Raw genomic sequence first — 18,503 nt, forward strand, 5'->3', positions numbered from 1 at the left:
CACAGCCTCCCGCGGCGCCGTCACCCGGGCGTCACCGGACGCCGCGGGCTGCGGCCACGTGGTGATGGTGGAGTGACGCTGCCCGGGGCACGCTGGGAAGGACGGCGTGCTCCCGGTGCGCCGCGCTCCGGCCTCCAGGAGGATCCATGGTCAAGGTCACCGTCAACGCCGGTCTCGCCGTCGAGGCGGGTCCGACGCTCAGCCTCACCACCGTCATCCAGCCCGACAGCTACTCCGTGGCCAGCGTGCCGTTGACGGGGTCAGGGGCGGGGGCCACCGCCGAGGTCCCCCTGTTGCCGGACGCCGGCACGGTCGTCCTGCTCGCGGTCAAGGCGTACCAGTCCGGCGGGCAGCCGGCCACCGTCACCGTCACACCGCTCAACGGTGCCGAGGCTGGACCGGTCCTCACCGTCAGCGGCACTCTCCTGCTGGCGAATGCCCAGGTGCTCACCGCCCTCGTGGACGGCGGGCCTCGGTCGCTCACGTTGGCCAACCCCGGGTCCAGCCCGATCACCGTGGACGTTCTGTGCGCACTCGACTCGTGATCGAGTCGGGCCCGGGTCGATGGGTCAGCCCCGTGCGTCGGGAGAGACCTGGGTGAGCCCGACCCGCGCGTAGAAGTCCGGGCTGGGCTGGACGCGCAGTTCGTTCCACAGGTGCCGCTCGAAGCGGGCGAAGGCGCGGCGTGCCTCCATGAGGTTGCCCTCGGCGAGGTGGACGTCCACCAGGACGCGCTGGGCCGACTCCCGCAGGGGCTCCGCGCCGACGGCGGCCGAGGCGACCTCGACGGCTTGGGCGAACTCCCGACGGGCGCACAGGATCTGGCCGACCCGGTCCAGCGCGTGGAGCACGCGCTGGCGGAGCCGTTCGCGATGACTCCACACCCAGTCGTCGAACCAACCCGGCAGGAGGTCGAGCGCGCAGAACGTCGTGCTGCCCAGCCTCAGGTCCTCGGAGGTGGGGATGCCGCCGAGGACGCGATCGGCCCAGCCGGCCGCCTCCTCCGAGTCGACCCGCACCTCGGGCGTGAGGAACAGCGACACCTTGGAGCCCTGGACCACGTCGAGGCCCGCTTGGCGCAAGCGCCACAGGCCGGTGCGGAGGCAGCCGCCGGCGCGGTTCTCGTCGCTGTTGGGCCAGAGCGTCCCGGCGACGTAGTGCCGGTCGAGCGGGCGGCGGTCCAGGGCGAGGAAGGCGAGCAGCCGCTTGCTTCCCTCGGGTACCTCGCGGTGAGTGCCGTCGATCGTGATCCAGGGGCCGCCCAACAGGTGGACGGTCATGTCAGGGTGCAGGGGGGCGGGGGGCGGTGCTCCCACGGATCTTGCCGGGGTGGTGGGCATGTTCGAGAGTAGCGCGGCGATCGTAATCCGGGAATGGCATGGGAGGCGGAGCCCTCGGCGCTGGAAACCGGAGCCCTCGGCGCTGGAAACCGGAGCCCTCGGCGCTGGGAACCCGAGCCCTCGGCGGGGACCGCTACTCGTCCGCCTCTTCGTCCGCTTGCCGCTGCTCGGTCTCGCGGGACTCCAGTTCGACCTGCCGTGGGTCGGCCAACTGGGGTTCGTTGGAGATGAACGCGTTGACCCACCGCATCTGCGGGTCGTGGTCGATCAGGACCGCCTTGGCGAGCAGGGTCATCGGCAGGGCGAGCAGCGCGCCGAGGGCGCCGAGCACCGAGCTCCACAGCAACAGCGACACGAACGACACGAGCGCGGTGACGCCCACGGCGTCCCCGTTGAACTTGGGCTGGATGATCGACTGGATGATGAAGTTCGCCACCGAGTAGATGATCACCACCAACAAGGCGGTGAGGGGGTCGTTGGCCAGCAGCGCCATGATCGCCGGCGGGATGAGGCCGATCACGAAGCCCACGTTGGGGATGTAGTTCGTGATGAAGCTGAGGATGCCCCACACCAGCGCCAGCGGGACGCCCAGGATCTCCAGCGCGATGACGTCGATCAGGGCCACGATGAGGCCGAAGGCCGAGGTGACCAGCCAGTAGCGACGGACGCCCGCGATGAAGTCGGCGATCGAGTTCCACACGCGGGGCTGGTGGCGCAGCAGCGCGCTGTTGCGCGCGCCGAACGTCTCCGAGTCGAACGCCATCATGAACACCATCACGATGATCACCGTCAGCATCGTCACGACGTTGGTGACACTGCCCAGCGCGCTGGACAGGACCCCGGCGAGGCTGGTCGGGTTGACGCCCCGGATCTGGTCGATGACCTCCTGCTCGGTGACGCCGAGCTGGGTCAGCCACTCGAGGGTGTCGTGGTAGAGCCTCCAGAACTGGTCCTGGTAGCGGGGCAACTCCTGGACGAGGGCGGTAATCGACCACGTGAGCGCGTACGCGAACAGGGCGAGGATCGCGAAGACGGCCAACGCCAGGACGATCTGCGCCAGCAGCTTGGGGACCTTCTTCGACACCAGCCAGGTGTAGATGGGGTACGCGGCGATGAAGAGGTTGGTCGTCAACAGCAGGGGACCGAGGATGTCGGCGTACTCGCGCATGCCGAACAGCACCACGATGCCAGCGGTCACGGTCAGCAGAATGACGGTGATGCTGGGCATCACCGGGGGGCGATTCGTCTGCTCCATGGGACCACCCTAGGGGCTCGCGCCGACATCAGCGCGGGGCCCCCAGAGTGTCAGTGGCTCGCCCTAGGGTGGGGCCATGCCCGACTACCTCGCCGAAGCCGCCGCACTCGCCCCGGAGATCACCGAACTGCGCCACAGGCTCCACCGCTGGCCCGAGCTCGGCGACGACCTCCCGCGCACGCAGGCGGCCGTGCTGGAGGCGCTCGACGGGCTGGACCTCGAGATCACGCTCGGCCGGGCGTCCACGTCCGTGACCGCGGTGCTGCGAGGCGGAGCGGCGGCGTCCGGGGCGGCGGCGTCCGGCGAGCGGCCCGTCGTGCTGCTGCGCGGCGACATGGACGCCCTGCCCGTGCAGGAGGAGACAGGCATGCCGTTCGCGTCCGAGCGAGCGGGCCACATGCACGCATGCGGCCACGACCTCCACACGTCGACGCTGGTGGGCGCGGCCAAGTTGCTGCACGCGCACGCCGACGAACTGCCCGGCGACGTCGTGTTCATGTTCCAGCCGGGGGAGGAGGTCCTCACCGGCGCGGTCAAGATGCTCGACGAGGGCGTCCTGGACGCGGCCGGACGCCGTGCCGACCGCGCGTTCGGCCTCCACGTCATGTCGGCCAACCTGGCACCCGGCATGTGGACCACGCGTCCGGGCACGCTGATGGCGGCGTCCGACCTGGTGGTGGTCGACATCATCGGACGCGGTGGGCACGGCTCGGCGCCCTTCCTGGCCAACGACCCGGTGCCCGTGATGGCCGAGGTGATCCTGGCGATCCAGACGATGATCGCGAAGAAGTTCAGGGCGTCCGACCCCGTCATCGTCAACGTGGGCGTCGCGAACGCGGGCAACGCGAACAACGTGATCCCGGAGCGGTGTCACCTGGAGATGTCCGTGCGGTCGTTCTCGAAGGGGGCGCGGGCGCGCGTCCAGACCCTGCTGACGGAGTTGGTCGAGGGCATCGCGTCCGCGCACGGCTGCCGAGCCGAGGTCAGCTGGCCCGGCGGCGTCCCCCCGACCGTGAACGACCCCGAGGCCGTGGACCTCGTCGGGCGCGTGCTCGGCTCGCTGGTGGGGGAGCGGTACTCCGTGCTGGCCGAACCCGTCGGCGGCTCCGAGGACTTCTCCCACGTGCTCGACCGCGTGCCGGGGGCGTTCATCTTCTACTCGGGCGTGCCGGAGGGGCACGACGCGGCCACGAGCGCGTACAACCACTCCGCGACGGCCTGGTTCGACGACGCTCCCATCGCTGAGGCCATGGCCGTCTACGCGACGCTGGCCCACGAAGCGCTCGTCGAGCTGGCCGGGTAGCCGTACTGCTGGCCGGAGGTAGACTCAGCCCACGTGATTGTCGCGCGTGAACTGACGGTGGCCGTGGGCGCCCGTACCCTACTCGAGCCCACCAGCTTCCAGATCGCGTCCGGCGACCGCATCGGACTCGTCGGACGCAACGGTGCCGGCAAGACCACGCTGACCAAGATCCTCGCCGGAGAAGGGCAACCCGCCGGCGGTTCCGTCAGCCGCACGGGCCTCATCGGCTACCTGCCGCAGGACGCCAAGGTCGGCGACCTCACCCAGTCCGCCCGCGACCGGATCCTGTCGGCGCGCGGGCTCGACTCCATCCTGTCCCGAATCGCGACGTACACGCATGCCATCGCGGACGCCGCGACAGACGAGGAGCAGGAGGACGCGCTACGCCGCTACGCGCGCGCCGAGGCCGAACTGGACGCCGCGGGCGGCTACGCCGCGGAGTCCGAGGCCGCCCGGATCTGCGCGAACCTCGGCCTGCCGGATCGCGTCCTGACCCAGGAGATCGCCACGCTGTCGGGTGGTCAGCGGCGTCGCGTCGAACTGGCGCGCATCCTGTTCTCCGGGGCGGACATCCTGCTGTTGGACGAGCCGACCAACCACCTGGACCACGACTCCATCGTCTGGCTGCGCAGCTACCTCGCGACCTACCCCGGCGGCATCCTCGTGATCTCCCACGACACCGGCCTGCTGGACGCCGTGGTCAACAAGGTCTTCCACCTGGACGCGATGCGCTCCGAGATGGACCTCTACAACCTCGACTGGAAGAAGTACCTCGTCCAGCGCGAGACGGACGAGAAGCGCCGCAAGCGCGAGCGCGCCAACGCCGAGAAGAAGGCCGCCCGGCTGCTCGAACAGGCCGCGAAGCTGGGTGCGAAGGCCACCAAGGCCACCGCCGCCCAGAACATGGCCAAGCGCGCCGAGAAGATGCTCGCCGCGACGGAGGGGGAGCGCGCGCAGGATCGGGTCGCGAAGATCCGGTTCCCCGAGCCGGCGCCGTGCGGCCGAGTGCCACTCACGGCGTCCGACTTGAGCAAGCACTACGGGTCGCTGGAGGTGTTCACCGGCGTCGACCTCGCCATCGACCGCGGGGCGAACGTCGTGGTGCTCGGATTCAACGGCGCGGGCAAGACGACGCTGCTGCGGATCCTGGCCGGGATCGAGACCCCGGACACCGGTGAGGTCGTCCCCGGGCACGGTCTGAAGCTGGGCTACTACGCGCAGGAGCACGAGACCATCGACGGCTCGCGGTCGGTGCTGGAGAACATGGTGTCCGCGTCGCCGAACCTGGACGACACGTCGGTGCGGAAGATCCTCGGCTCGTTCCTGTTCAGCGGGGACGACGTGGAGAAGCCCGCCCGGGTGCTGTCAGGTGGTGAGAAGACGCGTCTCGCGTTGGCGATGCTGGTGGTCTCGTCCGCCAATGTGCTGCTGCTGGACGAGCCCACGAACAACCTCGATCCGGCGTCGCGGCGCGAGGTGCTGGAGGCGATCCGGACGTACGCCGGCGCCACGATCCTGGTCACCCACGACCCGGGCGCCGTGGAGGCCCTGCAGCCCGATCGGGTGCTGCTGTTGCCGGACGGCGACGAGGACCTCTGGAACCCCGAGTACGCCGAGTTGATCACCCTCGCCTGACCCGCCGAGGGCTCGGGTTCGGGACGCCGAGGGCTCGGGTTGGCTGCGCCGAGGGCTCGGGTTCGGTGCGCCGAGGGCTCGGGTTCGGGACGCCGAGGGCTCGGGTTCGGTGCGCCGAGGGCCTGCTCCGCCGACCAGTTACCCTGTCCGCGTGCCCAGTGAACTGATCGCCGCCCTTTCCGTCGTCCTGGTCGTCATCGGTGTGTGCGGAATCGTCGTTCCAGTGCTGCCGGGAAGCGTGAGCATTCTGGCCGGCCTGCTTGTCTGGGCTATTTGGGGCGGATCGGCCTACGGGTGGTTGGTCTTCGGCATCGGCGCGGTCTTCGTGGCGGTCGGGTCGAGCGCGCAGTACCTGATCACCGGACGGCGACTCAAGGAACGTGAGATCCCCAATCGGTCTGTCGTCATCGGCTTGGTGGCCGGCGTGATCGGGCTGTTCGTGATCCCGTTCCTGGGGCTACCGATCGGCTTCATCGTTGGGTTGCTGGCGTCCGAGTACCTGCGCGTCCGTGACCTGCGCAAGGCGGCGTCGACATCGTGGACGGCACTGAAGTCCGTGGGACTGGGCATGCTCGTCGAACTTGGCTGCGCGCTCGTGGCCGCGACCGTGTTGCTGGTGGGGATCTTCACGCACTTCCTGGGCTGACGGGAGCCCTCGGCGTCCCGAACCCGAGCCCTCGGCGTCCCGAACCCGAGCCCTCGGCGTCTCGAACCCGAGCCCTCGGCGCAGCCAACCCGAGCCCTCGGCGGCCCGAACCCGAGCCCTCGGCGCAGAAGGTGTTGCCGCGGGTTGCCGCGGAAGCGTCCACAGGTTGGACGGCCAATGACCACTCCTTGACCTTTTAGTCCCGGCCACACGTTCCCTCACAGTGGTTGCTACGTTTCGTAGTAGCCGTTATGGGCGAACCCCCACTGAGGACGAGGTTGTACCGATGACAGACCACTTGGCGACGTTGCGCGAGAAGAGGCAGCAGGCGCTCGAGGGTGGTGGGGCCAAGCGCATCGAGACCCAGCACGCCAAGGGCAAGCTCACGGCGCGCGAGCGGCTCTCCATCCTGCTCGACGAGGCCTCCTTCCAGGAACTCGGAGCCCTGGCCACCCACCACAACTCCGATTTCGGGATGGACAAGCACCGCTATCCCGGTGACGGCATCATCACCGGCTTCGGCAAGATCCAGGGTCGACGCGTGGCCGTCTACGCGCAGGACTTCACGGTCCTCGGCGGGTCGTTCTCCGAGGTGCAGTCCAACAAGATCTCCCGGATCCTCGACCTGGCCATCGAGGCCGGCATCCCGGTGATCGGGCTCAACGACTCCGGTGGCGCCCGCGTGCAGGAGGGCGTCCGCTCCCTGGCCGCGTACGGCGAGGTGTTCGTGCGCAACGTCAAGGCGTCCGGCGTCGTGCCGCAACTCTCCCTGATCATGGGGCCCTGCGCGGGCGGGGCGGTCTACAGCCCCGCGTTGACCGACATCACGATCATGGTCGACCAGACGTCCAACATGTTCCTCACCGGCCCGGACATCATCAAGACCGTCACCGGCGAGGACGTCAGCGCCGAGGAACTCGGCGGTGCGTGGGTGCACAACGCCACGTCCGGCGTCGCCCAGGTGCTCGCCGCAGACGAGGCGGACGCGCTGCGCAAGACCAAGCAGCTCCTCAGCTACCTGCCCCAGAACAACACCGAGGATCCGGCGCCGCTGGAACCGTACGACCCCGCCGACCGCATGGACGAGGCGCTCAACACGCTCATCCCGGACGACGACAACCTGCCGTGCGACATGAACGCGCTGCTGGCCCGCGTCTTCGACCGCGACTCGATGTTCCCGCTGCACAACGACTGGGCGGCCAACGCCCTGGTCGGGTTCGCCCGTCTCGACGGGTTCTCCGTGGGCTACATCGCGAACAACCCGCAGGTGATGTCGGGTTGCCTCGACATCAACGCCTCGGACAAGATCGCCCGCCACATCACGCTGTGCGACCAGTTCAACATCCCGCTCATCACCTTCGTGGACTGCCCGGGCTACCTGCCCGGCGTCGAGCAGGAGTACAACGGCGTCATCCGCCACGGCGCCAAGATCATCTACGCCTACTGCCAGGCGACCGTGCCGAAGATCTCGCTCGTGACCCGCAAGGCGTACGGCGGCTCGTACGTCGCGCTGAGCTCGAAGCAGATGAACAACGACGTCGCGTTCGCGTGGCCGTCCGCCCAGATCGCCGTCATGGGCGCCGAGGGGGCCGCCCGGCTGTTGAACCGCCGCGCCATCGAGGCCGCGGACGACCCGAAGGCCGAGGATACCAGGTATGCGATCCAGAGATCGATGTGATCGTCGCTGGGCAACTGTTCATCGAGGTTCGCACCTACCGGTGGCAGACCCGCTCAGGCAGCGTCGGCAAGGCCATCGCGCGGGACCTGCGCCGACACGTGGCACGCCAGCTGGGACTCGAGCAGGATCTGGTCGCGGTCGACCCGACCGTGCTGGGCACCCTGCCCGACACGTCTGCGGACGCGCGTGCCAATGCGGAGGTGGAACTGCTGGGCTTGCTGCAGGAGGCCGAGCAGGGTGGGGTGATCGACCGGCGGCAGCGGCTCATCGTGGAAGACGTGATGGACCAGGCCTGGGACACCCAGCTGGCCTCCTTGCGGAATCGTGCGCTGGGTGGCCTGACCGCACCTGAGGTGACCGCGCCGGTGGCGAGCCGTTGGGCTGTGAGCCACCGTACGATCCGACGGCAGGTCGGCCAGGCGACTCATGCGATCGCCGAGGCGCTCGCCGCGTGGGAAGCAGCTTGAAATGGCGACCCCAGTGAGCGTGGGCGAACTTCAGCAGGCTTGGATCGCCGTGGCGCGTGGTGACTTCCGCACGCTCCCACCAGCCGAACCGTGGCCGAAGGGCAGCAGTGAGCAGCGCTTGTTGGTGGTCGGCGTCGCCGGCCAAATGGGAACGTCCACGGTCGCGCTCGCCCTGGCAGAGGACCAGGGCGCAGCGCGGCTGGTCGACTGTGCCCCCACGAGCACTTCCGGCTTGGTGGGGGTGTGCGACCGCGAGCTGGGCCGCGACGCCAACGGTTGGTGGGAGGGTCACCGGCGCGGCTTGTTGGTGCAACGCTCCCCGCTGCACACCGCTGCGGCCCCGGACGCCTGCCCTCAGCCGCCTGCGGTCGAGGCCGGCTTGACGGTGGTCGATGCCGGCTTTCCCGCACCCGCCATCGCCGCCAGCCCAGGCTGGCTGGCCGACCTGCTCAACGAACCCACCGTCCCGGTGGTGGTGGTCACCCGGTGCAGCGTCCCGGGCATGCGGCTGCTCGCTTCGACCCTCCACCTCATCCAAGGCTCCGACCGGCAGGTTCGGGTCATCGTCCAAGGACCGTCTCGCCAGCGCTGGCCCCGGGGCGTCCAACTCCCCACAGCTACCGGCGACCCCACCACCACCGTCACCACCCTGCCCACCCTTGGGGCCTTTGCCACCGCTGGGCTGGGCGCCCCCGACCTCCCGGCCGCCATCACCGCGGCCGTCCACGCATGCCTCCAGGAAGGATCCCTCCGATGAACGAGCTCAACCTCACTTTCGTGCCCCTGCTCGAGATCTGCCCCACGCTGCCCGAGGCCGCCACCACGGCGGTGAACGAGATCAGCGGCTACGTGCTGGGTGGCGTGGCGGCCCTGTTCTTGGTCGCCATCGTGATCGGCATTGGCGCGATCCTGGCCGGACGCATCTTCGGGATGCCCCACGTGACCAAGGGTGGGGTGATGACGCTGGTGGTCACCGCGATCGTGGCGGTGGCCTTGCCGGTGGTCTACGCCGTCGTGGTCGGCCTGCGCGGGACGGGTTGCATCGGATGAGGAGGCGCAACCGAAACCCGCAGGTACCGGTGGCCCCGTGGTCGCGGGAGCGTCTGCTGGCGACCCTGCTGATCGGCATCCTGACGATCCTCGTGCTGACGAGTGGCCTGGCTGTGGCGATCTGGCAGGCCGCGACCGGGGGTGTTCCGCAGGCGGGTACCAACTTGGTCGAGGCCGGCCCGGGGTCGTCGGATACGGTCCGGGACCGGATCGCTGCTGAGCCGATGTTGGCGGTCTCGCGTGATGACGCGACCAGGGGAGCGCCGGCGGTCGTCCAGCCTGAGGGCATCGTCATCCCCGAACCCGCGCGACTGCATGGCCCGGCCGGGGTGCCGACCGGGTTCCCGCACACCCCGGAGGGCGCGGTGGGCCAGTTGGCGCAGATCGAGGCGACGGTGCTGGACAGCATGAGCATCGACACGGCCCGCGCGGTCCACGGTGCGTGGGTCCGTGAGGGTGGCCCCTCCTTGGAGGAGTGGGTGATGACCCGCAGCGTGCAGAGCTTCGTCCGTGCGAGCGGCACGACCGAGCGGACGGCGGTGGTGAAGGCCACCCCGGTCGCCGCCCAGGTCAAGGGCACTGATGGGCCGGACTGGGTGGTGGCGTGTGTCCTGTTGGACGTGCACGCCAGCCTGCAGGCCGAGGCCCGGGTCGGGTTCGGGCACTGCGAGCGGATGGCGTGGGTCGAGGGCCGGTGGGTGATCGATGCGGGCCAGCCGCCGGCGTGGGCGCCCTCGACGTGGCCGGGGTCGCAGAAGGCCGCGGAGGCGGGCTGGCGGCCGTGGGTGATCGAGGGGGTGCAGCGATGATCCCGATCATGCCGTGGGACATCCTGGGCCTGCTCGGCTCGGCGGTGGGCAATGTGATCACCGACGGGTGGATCACTTTGATGATGGGCCTGTGGTCGGCCTCCTTGTGGCTGCTGGCGGTCGTGCTCGGCTTCCTGGATGCCATGTTGGTGCCCGACCTTCGCCTGGAGGGTCCGGGCCGGGACATCTACATGATCACGATCGCGTTGGCGATCGCGCTGGCGGGGGTGTTGACGATCCTGCAGGTCGGGGTCGCGCTGGTGCGCCGGGACGGTCGCAGTGTGGGCCGGCTCCTGGTCGGCGTGGCGGCCATGTGGTTCTTCCTGACGGCGGGGATCGCCTACATGGTGTTGGTGTTGGCTGCGGCGTCGGCGATCACCCGCTCGTTGATGCACCCCCTGCTCGGGGTCACGACCTGGCGGGAGTTCCAGCCGTGGACACCGTTCGCGTTGGAGGACGTCACTGACGCCGTGCTGGCCACCGTGTTGGGGTTCTGCGCGGGCTTCTTGGTGATCGCTGCGATCGCGTTCTTCCTGATCATGGTCGCCCGGGGGGCAGCGTTGATGGTTCTTGCGGTCACCAGCCCGATCGCCGCGGCCGGGCTGGTGTCGGATGTGGGGCACGGGTGGTTGTGGAAGCTGGCGCACTGGTTCCACGCGGCGGCGTTCACCCCGACGGTGGTGGTGCTGGTGTTGGGCATCGGTATCCAGATGTCCAACGGTGTGGCGGCTGGCCTGTCGGATGGGGTGGCTGCCTCGATCGCGACGGCGTTCGCCTCGACCATGCTGATCGCTACCTCGGCGGTCTCGCCGTTGGCGTTGTTCCGGCTGCTGGCCTTCATCGACCCGGGCACCGCCTCGGGTTCTTCGGCGCGGGCGGGGTGGGCGGCCGTGGGTGGCCTGTCCGGCCTGATCGGCGGCAAGCAGCCCGCGGGTGGCACCAGCTCGGCGGCCTCGACCACGAACGCGACCGGCGGGTCGCAGGGTGAGTCGCAGGCGCAGAGCAGCAACCAGGGCCGGCTCAGCAACGCGCTGGGTTCCCTGACCGGTGGCAACCAGGCGTCGGCGTCCTCGCAGTCGGGTGGCGGTGGTGTGCTGGGTCGCCTCAACCCGTTCAACCAGCAAGGCAACCAGCAGCAGGGTCAGCAGCAGAGTGTGTGGAACCAGCATGGTGGCGGGCAGCAGAGCCCGTTGGCTGCGGGGGTGGCCGCTGCGCGCAGTGGGTTCGCCCAGGGGATGGAGAAGTTCGCCAGCGTGGGCGCCCAGGGGGCTGCGATCGGTGCGGACCTGCTGGGTCAGGCCGGGGTCGGTCACAACGGCTACTACCCCGACTTCCACGGCTCGCCGCGTTCCCAGCAGCAGGCCCAGGTCGCCAACCAGCACAACGCCCAGCAGCAGGCTGCCAACCCGAACCCGCCGGCGGCTGGGAATGTGCCGACGCCGCCGATCCCGACGCTCAGCTACGGCCCGTCTGATCCGGGCAACTCCTCCGGTAACTCCAACCAGACAGGGAATCCGTGATGACCCTCTACAACGACTACTCCCGCGACAAGGTTGGCATGTTCTTCGGCCTGACCGCGGCTCAGTTGGCCACCCTTGTGGTCGGCGCGATGCCGGCCCTGCTCGCGTTGAGCGGCAGCCGGTGGCTGCTGACCGCCGTCCTGGTGGTGGGCTGGATCGTGCTGGCGCTGTTGACGGTGATGCCCATCCACGGCCGCTCGGCGGTCGGCTGGACCGCAGCGGGGCTCCGGTTCCTGACCGGCCGGGTGACCGGCTGGTCGGTGTGGCGCTCGAAGCTGGCCCGGGGGGTGGTCGAGGACGTGGCCGCCCCCGACCTGCCCGGCGTGATGAACGCGCTGGAGATCCACGAGGGCACCCCGCGGCCCCCGTTGATGCAGCGCGTGGCGATCATCCAGGACCACGTGGCGCGCACATGGGCGGTGACGGCGAAGGTGACCCACCAAGGGATCATGACCGCCACCGAGCACGAACGCGTCGGCATGGGCCGAGGGCTGTCGGACCTGCTCGACATCTGCTCGCGTGGCGAACTGGTCTCTGAGGTGTTGTTCGTGGTCCGCACCGTGCCCGATGACGGTGCCGAACGCGCCCAGTGGGTCTCCCGCCACCGGGTCCGGCAGGGCACCGGTGCGGCCGAGGTCAACGACCAGCTCGCCGCCGCCCTCACCCGCGCGAGCGTGCGGACCGAGGCGTTCGTCACGCTGGTGGTGCCCGAGGGCCGGATCGCCCGCCGGGCCCGTGAGGTCGGCGGCCGGGTCGAGGGCCGCGCCCGCGTCCTGGAGCTGGTGATGGGCGAGGTCGAGGCCCAGCTGCGCGGCGCTCTCGGGTTCACCGAGGTGGTGTGGCTGACCTCCCCCGAGCTCGCGATCGCCGTGCGGACCGGGTTCGCTCCGGCCGACCGGGCCGGCATCATCACCGCCGGGGCCGAGCGGGAGCACGACCCGAGGGTGAACGCGAGTGTGCCGTGGTCCCAAGCCGGACCGTCGGGGGCGGACACGCTGGCCCGCTGGTACTCCCACGACGCCTGGAACTCCGCTTCGGTCGGGATCGCGTTACCCGCCCGCGGCGTCCTGATGGGGGCGATGGCCCCGATGCTCACCCCGAGCGAGGCGTTGGAGCGGCGCACCATGGTCGTCGCCTACCCGATCAAGACCCTGCAGGCCGCCGAACGGGAGACCGGCAAGGGCGAGTGGGCCGCCGACATCGGTGAGGCCCTGCGCGAGGGCGCCAAGATGAAGACCCGCGCCAAGGAAGCCACCAACATCCGCCACCGCCGCCGCCTGGACGCCAAGCTCGCCGCCGGCAACAGCCTGACCGTCCCCTATGCGGTGTGCACGGTCACCGTGCCGAAGACCTACTCGATCGGCGACTTCGCCCACCAGCTCGAGGCCTCAGTCCGCCGGGCCGGTTTCGCCCCCCAAGTCCTCGACCTGGCCCACGACGTCGCCTTCGCAGCCTCCTCGCTGCCGTTGGGCATCAGCCTGAGCAGGAGCACCACATGAACAAGCCCACCCCCACCCACAGCCGGACTATTCCGCGGAATAACGGCCATTCCGGCCGGTCCGTCGACGCCCTGTTGTCGGACTTCGGCCACCAGCTGCCCCGCCAACCCGAGGAGGCTGCGCCCACGCACGACCGGACGCCGCTGTTCCGCCCGGCGAACCGGCGCGGCCCCCTGCGCCGCAACCAAGGCTGGGCGCCGTCCCTGCCGCCGGTGGCCGGTTGGCGGATGACCTCAGACCAGGCGCCCGCGTTGTGGCCGTTCGTGGCCGGCCCCGGCCTGCCCCCGACCGGCGCGCAGATCGGTGTGGACGACTTCTCCGGGGGAGCGTTCTACGCCGACCCGGTCGGCTGGACCCTCGATGACTCCATTCCGGTCACCAACACCAACGTGTTCTGCTTCGGTGACCCCGGCCGCGGCAAGTCCGGCACCACCAAGGCGTTCGTGCTGCGCATGTCCGACTTCGGCTACAAGACCCTCATCCTGGGCGACATCAAGGACGAGTACGAGAGCCTGTGCCACTGGTTCGGTGTCGAACCGATCGCCGTCGGCCAGGGCCTGCACGCGCGAATCAACCCCTTGGACTTCGGGCCACTCATCCACGGGTGGGAGAACCTCACCCCAGCCGAAGCACGAACGCGGGCGACCGTCGTGTTCGGCCGCTGGGGCACACTGGTGCGCGGTCTGGTCGGGTCGCAGAAGGTCGGCGACGTCCACGTGCCCTACGGGCCCACCGAGGCGCGCGTGGTCGACCAAGCCCTACGCACCCTCACCGGCTACGCCGACGGGCAAACCCGCCTGACCGAGACGACCCTGCCCGAGTTGAGCAAGCTGATCGAGGACCCCAGCGACGAGCTCGTCAACGACTGCCGCTACGCCAACCGGCGCCAGTTCCTGGACGACACCCGCCTGCTGCGCGATGCCCTCAACCGGCTCGTCCGCGGCGTCCTCGCGGGCATCTTCGACGCCCACACCACCATCGACGTCGACTGGACCGCCCCCATCCAGTCCCTGTCCCTGTCCCGGCTCAAGCCGCTGGGCGATGAGGCGGTCGCGATCGCGCTGGCGTGCACCAGCTCGTGGGGCCGCGGCGTCCGCGAAGTCACCGACCCCAACCAGCTCAACATCACCATCCGCGACGAGGTGTGGCTCCAACTCCGCCTCGGCCCGGACGCGGTCAAGAGCTTCGACGCCGACCTGCGCCTGTCCCGGTCGGAGGGGTCGGTGCAGTGGTGCAACATGCACCACCCGGCCAACTTCGAGGCCATCGCCGATGCCGGCTCACAGTCCTCGATGATCGCCCGCGACCTGGCCAAGCTGGCCTCCACGACGATCTACCACGGCATCGACGACCCCGACGCCGTCCCCACAAGCCTGGGGCCGGTCGCCCACCACGCCATCACCGAGTGGGCCTGCCAGAACAAGGGCCGCGCCCTGTGGAAGGTCGGCGATCGCCAGTTCCGCGTCCAGACCGTCCTCCACCCCGCCGAACGCGCCCTGTTCGACACCAACGAAGCCCTCGCCGGAGTCAGCTCATGAAGACCCTCATCGTCGGCATCCTCACCCTCGGCTTGCTGGCCACCTGCGGCCCGTTCGCGGTCGCGGTGCTCAGCGTGGTCCTGTTCGTGCCCACCGCTGAGGAGGCCAGCCAGGAGTACTGCGTCGCCACCCCCGTCATCACCACCCCCGAAGACGACACCACCCCCAGCGACGACCAGACGCCGGCGGTGGAGGGGACGGAGGTTCCGTCGGTGAGTGGGCTGAGTGCCCGCACCACCGGGGCGACCGACGGGTTCGAGTTGCCGCCGGCCGACGACAACCTGCGCCGGGCGAGCCTGAACAACCCGCCCACCGAGATCCCCGCCGACATCCTCGCCCTCTACCAAGCCGCCGCGCAGGCCTACAACCTGCCCTGGACACTCTTGGCGGGGATCGGGATGGCCGAGACCAACCACGGACGGCTGAAGGCGACCAGCTACGCCGGAGCGAAGGGGCTCATGCAGTTCATGCCCGCCACCTTCGCCGCCTACGGCGTCGACGGCGACGGCGACGGGGACGCCCACATCCTCAATGACGCCGACAGCATCTTCTCCGCAGCGAACTACCTGACCGCCAGCGGCGTCCACAACGGTCCCGACGGCGTCCGGGGCGCCCTGTTCGCCTACAACCGGGCGCACTGGTACGTCAACGACGTCCTGTTCTACGCCCACGCCTACGGCGGGGGAGCGGTCCCCGGAACCCCCGGGCAGGGGTGTGTCCCGAACGTCGGCATCATCGACGGCGAGATCCCCCAGTCCGACCGCGACGTCGGGTCCGAATACCGGCTCACGGTGGCCACCATCATCGTCAAGCGCGCGGTCGCCGCCATGTTCCCCACGATCACCACGATCGGCGGGTGGCGGTCCAGCTCGAAGATCTCCACCAGCGACCACCCCCACGGCAAAGGCCTGGACGTGATGATCTCCAACTACCGCGACCCCGCCCAGATCGCCCTGGGTGATGCGATCTGCGACTGGCTCATCGCCAACCACGAAGTCCTCAAGATCAAGTACCTCATCTGGCGCCAACAGTCCTGGAGCCCGCAGCGGCCGTACTGGCGACCGATGGCCGACCGCGGCTCGGACACCGACAACCACTTCGACCACGTCCACATCAGCGTCCTCGAGTAACCCCACCCCGTCCAGCCCTAGATAGGGAGTCCGTTCATGCAGCAGCAACGTCGCCACAACCCCTACCCGCTCACCTGGGAGATCCCCCTCGGCGTCCTCCTCGGCGCGGTCCTGGTGCTGTTCTACGGCCTGCACGCCGGTCGCGGGCTCGCGACCTGGCTGGCCGGGTACGGCTGGCACTGGCCCACCCCGACCAACCTGGTCTCCAGCATCCCCGGCGTGGTGGCCGGTGACCCGCACGCCGGGCTGGCCGACGGCGCCCTACCTGCTGGGGCGACCGCCCCGGTGTTGGTGTGCATCATCGTCGCCGAGCTCGTCCTGCTGGCCGGGCTCACCCTCCTCACCGTGTGGGGGTGGGCGCGGTGGGGGCCGGGCCGCATCCTCGGCATGGCCACCCCCACCCAAGTCGAACAAGTCCTCGGCGTGAGCCGCCTGCGCAAGGTCCGCCACGTCATCCGCCCCGACCTGTACCCCAAGAAGCGAGCACTCCGATGAGCATGATCACCCACCATGAAGCCAAGCCACGCCGCGTCCGGTTCGACCCCCACCAGGTGGGGTGGCGGATCGGCCGCGCCCACCACCCGCGTGCCGGGGACCTGTGGTGCCCGTGGGACCGCACCTGCGGGGTGATCGGCCCCCAGGGCTCGGGCAAGACCCTCGACATCCTCGTGCCCGCCCTGCTCACCGCCCCCGGTGCAGCGTTGGTGACCCTCACCAAACCGGCCGACCTGCTGCTGTCGTGGCAGGCCCGCACCCGCGACGGCCGGCCCTGCCACGTCCTGGACCCGTTCGGCGCCGTCCCGGGCCTGCCCGAACTGGTGTGGAACCCGATCGACGGGTGCGTCGACCCGCTGGTGGCGGAACGCCGGGCGAAGGCGTTCACCGCCGGCACCGTCAAGGCCGGCGCCTCCGGCAGCGGCGACGCCGCAGCCCGGTTCTACGCCGCCGAGGCCGCCAAGGTGCTGCAGGGCTACTTCCACGCCGCCGCGCTCACCGGGCAGACCCTCGACGTCGTCCTGCGCTGGGTCGCGAACCCGCTGGCCACCCAGGAACCCGCCGAGATCCTGCGCGAGCACCCCGACGCCGCCCCGTTCTGGCACGGCCTGCTCACCGGCGCGCTCACCGGCGACGACCGCACCGCCGGGAACACGATCACCACCGTCCAGCAAGCGTTGACCTTGTTCTTCCAGCCAGACATCCGGCGACGGTGCATGCCGCGTCCAGGGCATCCGGCCACCGACATCGCCGACATCATCCGGCGCGGGGGCACCATCTACCTGCTGGGCCGTGAGGACCCCTACGCCAGCGCCAGCCCGCTGATGACCGCCCTGGCCGAACACGTCCTCGACACCGCCCTCGCCCTCGCCACGGCCAGCGAGCACAACAAGCTGTGCCCGCCGATGCTGGCCTGCCTCGATGAGCTGCCCTCGACCGCACCCCTGCCGACCCTCCGCATCCGGATGGCCAACGAACGCGCGTTGGGCATCTCGTTCATCTGGGCTGCACAGACGTGGCGGCAGCTTGCGGCCCTGTACGGCGAGCAGGAAGCCCGCGCCCTGCTCGGCCTGACCAACGTGCTGGTCATGTTCGGCGGCAGCAAGGACGGCGGGTTCAACCGGGAGATCTCCGAACTCGTCGGCAGCGTCCGCGTCGCCCGCACCACCTGGCAGACCGGCGGCAAGGGTGGACGCAGCGTCAGCGGGGAGGACATGGCCATCCTCAAACCCGAGGAAGTCCGGCAGATCCCCACCAAGCAGGCCCTCGTCGTCCCCGAGAACGCACCCCCGATCATCGCCAAGCTGTCGCGCTGCATCGAGGGCAAGACCGGACGCCAACTGTTGGCCGAACTCGACGCCACCCGCACCATCGTCGAGCGTGCGCGTGCTGACGAGGTCTCCATCGAGGCCCGCCAACTCGCCGCCCTGGCCAACGCCCGCCGGCACGCACTCACCGACGCGGCCGACCACGATGGATAGGACACCGGACAAGTCGCTGGTGTGGACGTTCCCCACCCCCAACACCCCACTGTTGGCCGTCGCCTACCGCGACCTCTACCTCGCCGCAGAGGGCACCGCCCAGCAGAAGGAGATGCTCGGCGACCCGGCCCTGCTCCCGCGCCCGTGGGACCCGGCCACCTGCCAGGACCCGCTCCTACGCCAGGAAGTGTGGGACTGGCTGGAAGAGTTCGTGGTCTGGTTCAACCGCGAGTACGTGTGGGACCCCAACGCCGGCATGATCCCCTCCTGCTGGCCCCAGCACCCCCACCTCGTCCACGAGATTGCCGTGCTCGCCGACCAACGCCGACGTGCCGGCATCGCGACCACCAGCGACCTGCTCGAGGACTGGCACCGCTACGCCGTCCCCGCCTTCATCGACCGGATGAAAGCCCGCCTGAAGAACCAGTGCGACGACAGCCACCCCAGCTGGCCCGCCCGCGGCCGCCACGCCCGCCTCATGAACGAGTTCGACACCCGCCTGCGCGCCTACGGCAGCGACGTCACCACCCTCACCCAGCAACTCGCCCAGCACCACCGGGCCGCCCTCCTGGCCGAACCGACAGCGCGCCCCAACCTCCGCTTGGTCGACGGCAGCCAAGTCGACCCCGACACCGGGGAGATCCTCCGATGACCCCC

Annotated in this window: 17 protein-coding genes and 1 pseudogene; 16 read left to right on the plus strand and 2 right to left on the minus strand. The window is 69.9% G+C overall.

Features of this window, described 5'->3' with window-relative positions:
- Window positions 1–146 precede the first annotated feature (146 nt).
- A complete protein-coding gene (locus AC5YDV_RS10905) occupies window positions 147–545 on the plus strand; it encodes a hypothetical protein (protein WP_496182849.1) in 399 nt (132 codons plus the stop codon).
- Window positions 546–569: 24 nt separating this feature from the next.
- Here AC5YDV_RS10905 and AC5YDV_RS10910 read toward each other — a convergent pair whose 3' ends face one another.
- Both AC5YDV_RS10910 and AC5YDV_RS10915 read right to left on the minus strand, forming a co-directional pair.
- On the minus strand, window positions 570–1,280 hold the full coding sequence (locus AC5YDV_RS10910) for an AfsR/SARP family transcriptional regulator (protein ID WP_496182848.1): 711 nt from the start codon (window positions 1,278–1,280) through the stop codon (window positions 570–572).
- A 193-nt stretch (window positions 1,281–1,473) separates the two neighbouring features.
- Window positions 1,474–2,514 (minus strand): annotated as a pseudogene (locus tag AC5YDV_RS10915) (AI-2E family transporter); the annotation flags it as partial.
- Window positions 2,515–2,671: 157 nt separating this feature from the next.
- Between AC5YDV_RS10915 and AC5YDV_RS10920 the strand changes: the two are divergent.
- The 15 genes from AC5YDV_RS10920 to AC5YDV_RS10990 all read left to right on the plus strand — a co-directional run bounded on the left by AC5YDV_RS10920 (window position 2,672) and on the right by AC5YDV_RS10990 (window position 18,498).
- Window positions 2,672–3,898, plus strand: coding sequence for a M20 metallopeptidase family protein (locus AC5YDV_RS10920; protein WP_496182847.1), 1,227 nt, complete (start codon window positions 2,672–2,674; stop codon window positions 3,896–3,898).
- A 33-nt stretch (window positions 3,899–3,931) separates the two neighbouring features.
- Complete coding sequence (locus tag AC5YDV_RS10925) at window positions 3,932–5,533, plus strand: ABC-F family ATP-binding cassette domain-containing protein (RefSeq protein ID WP_496182846.1); 1,602 nt, start codon at window positions 3,932–3,934, stop codon at window positions 5,531–5,533.
- Between the two features lie 151 nt (window positions 5,534–5,684).
- A complete protein-coding gene (locus tag AC5YDV_RS10930) occupies window positions 5,685–6,179 on the plus strand; it encodes a DUF456 domain-containing protein (protein ID WP_496182845.1) in 495 nt (164 codons plus the stop codon).
- A 286-nt stretch (window positions 6,180–6,465) separates the two neighbouring features.
- The gene (locus tag AC5YDV_RS10935; protein WP_496192489.1) at window positions 6,466–7,857 is read left to right on the plus strand and encodes an acyl-CoA carboxylase subunit beta; all 1,392 of its coding nucleotides are present in this window, start codon (window positions 6,466–6,468) and stop codon (window positions 7,855–7,857) included.
- Window positions 7,854–8,324: a hypothetical protein gene (locus AC5YDV_RS10940; protein WP_496192490.1), complete on the plus strand. Its 471-nt coding sequence runs from the start codon at window positions 7,854–7,856 to the stop codon at window positions 8,322–8,324. The genes AC5YDV_RS10935 and AC5YDV_RS10940 overlap by 4 nt, the downstream gene beginning before the upstream one ends.
- 1 nt (window position 8,325) lies before the next feature.
- Window positions 8,326–9,081, plus strand: coding sequence for a hypothetical protein (locus AC5YDV_RS10945; protein ID WP_496184672.1), 756 nt, complete (start codon window positions 8,326–8,328; stop codon window positions 9,079–9,081).
- On the plus strand, window positions 9,078–9,374 hold the full coding sequence (locus AC5YDV_RS10950; RefSeq protein ID WP_496184671.1) for a hypothetical protein: 297 nt from the start codon (window positions 9,078–9,080) through the stop codon (window positions 9,372–9,374). Before AC5YDV_RS10945 ends, AC5YDV_RS10950 begins: the two co-directional genes overlap by 4 nt.
- Window positions 9,371–10,183: a hypothetical protein gene (locus tag AC5YDV_RS10955; protein WP_496184670.1), complete on the plus strand. Its 813-nt coding sequence runs from the start codon at window positions 9,371–9,373 to the stop codon at window positions 10,181–10,183. Before AC5YDV_RS10950 ends, AC5YDV_RS10955 begins: the two co-directional genes overlap by 4 nt.
- Before the next feature lie 8 nt (window positions 10,184–10,191).
- On the plus strand, window positions 10,192–11,703 hold the full coding sequence (locus tag AC5YDV_RS10960; RefSeq protein ID WP_496192491.1) for a hypothetical protein: 1,512 nt from the start codon (window positions 10,192–10,194) through the stop codon (window positions 11,701–11,703).
- On the plus strand, window positions 11,703–13,202 hold the full coding sequence (locus tag AC5YDV_RS10965; RefSeq protein WP_496184668.1) for an SCO6880 family protein: 1,500 nt from the start codon (window positions 11,703–11,705) through the stop codon (window positions 13,200–13,202). Before AC5YDV_RS10960 ends, AC5YDV_RS10965 begins: the two co-directional genes overlap by 1 nt.
- Window positions 13,199–14,740, plus strand: a complete 1,542-nt coding sequence (locus AC5YDV_RS10970; protein ID WP_496184667.1) for a putative type IV secretion/conjugal transfer ATPase — start codon at window positions 13,199–13,201, stop codon at window positions 14,738–14,740. The genes AC5YDV_RS10965 and AC5YDV_RS10970 overlap by 4 nt, the downstream gene beginning before the upstream one ends.
- A complete protein-coding gene (locus AC5YDV_RS10975; RefSeq protein WP_496184666.1) occupies window positions 14,737–15,870 on the plus strand; it encodes a lytic transglycosylase domain-containing protein in 1,134 nt (377 codons plus the stop codon). Before AC5YDV_RS10970 ends, AC5YDV_RS10975 begins: the two co-directional genes overlap by 4 nt.
- Window positions 15,871–15,906: 36 nt before the next feature.
- On the plus strand, window positions 15,907–16,365 hold the full coding sequence (locus AC5YDV_RS10980; protein WP_496184665.1) for a hypothetical protein: 459 nt from the start codon (window positions 15,907–15,909) through the stop codon (window positions 16,363–16,365).
- Entirely contained in the window at window positions 16,362–17,846 is a 1,485-nt protein-coding gene (locus AC5YDV_RS10985; RefSeq protein WP_496184664.1) for a type IV secretory system conjugative DNA transfer family protein, read from the plus strand. The genes AC5YDV_RS10980 and AC5YDV_RS10985 overlap by 4 nt, the downstream gene beginning before the upstream one ends.
- Window positions 17,839–18,498 carry a hypothetical protein gene (locus AC5YDV_RS10990; protein WP_496184663.1) on the plus strand — a complete coding sequence of 220 codons (660 nt, stop codon included), beginning with the start codon at window positions 17,839–17,841 and terminating at the stop codon, window positions 18,496–18,498. Before AC5YDV_RS10985 ends, AC5YDV_RS10990 begins: the two co-directional genes overlap by 8 nt.
- The last annotated feature ends 5 nt before the right edge of the window (window positions 18,499–18,503 follow it).

Source organism: Propioniciclava sp. LT432 (assembly GCF_059515965.1).